This is a genomic window from Streptomyces griseoloalbus (assembly GCA_014650015.1).
Lineage (GTDB): Bacteria > Actinomycetota > Actinomycetes > Streptomycetales > Streptomycetaceae > Streptomyces > Streptomyces griseoloalbus.
The window spans coordinates 1-635 of the sequence record BMUD01000119.1 but is presented as its reverse complement, the minus strand read 5'-3'; the positions used below and the strand labels follow the sequence as shown (position 1 = coordinate 635).

Here is a 635-nt window from a genome sequence, read left to right as displayed (position 1 = left end):
TGTACATCTACCACTGGATCGCAGCACTACAGGCCTACTGGCTACAACGCCCCGGACTGGTGGAACACCTCACAGAAGCACTGCGCCGCTCCCACCCCGACACCGCCCGCATCGCCCCCAGCGAACTGCTGCAGCACATCCTCTACCCCCCGATCAACCTCTTCTACCGCTTCCTGCGCCAGGACGGCCCCGGCTTCAACCAGGCCCTCGCGGAAGCGGTGGAGCTGCACAAGGCCTACTGGACAGCGGACGAGGACAGGACGGACGACCCGTCCGGCATGGTCGCCCTCGCACCACTGGCCATCGCCTGCCTCGCCTACGACGGCGACCTTCCGATCGATGTGCAGACCGACTACCTGCCCAAACACCTGCTGGAGCGGAGCTGGCTCGGTGAGTTCAAGGTCTGAATTTTCGCGGCGGCGGTGTCGGAGTGCAAGGGAGTCGACGGGGCGAGGTGAGGTCCTTCCGGCCACGAGACCGAGTGCGCCGTAACGCGGATCGGAGTGTCGTCCCAGGTGACATCGACGTCTGATCAGCACATGCCCCTTGCCCGCATCGATCGCCACGAGTACCCCACGGACGAGGTCCCGGACACCCTCGACGCCCTCACCGAGACCACCGACTGGATCCTCGAC

Annotated in this window: 1 protein-coding gene; it reads left to right on the top strand. The window is 65.5% G+C overall.

Going from position 1 to position 635, the window contains the following annotated elements; translation table 11 throughout:
- Positions 1-407 (top strand): immunity 49 family protein (locus IE178_RS35190; protein WP_193515088.1); only part of this gene is annotated, 407 nt, incomplete at its 5' end.
- Positions 408-635 lie beyond the last annotated feature (228 nt).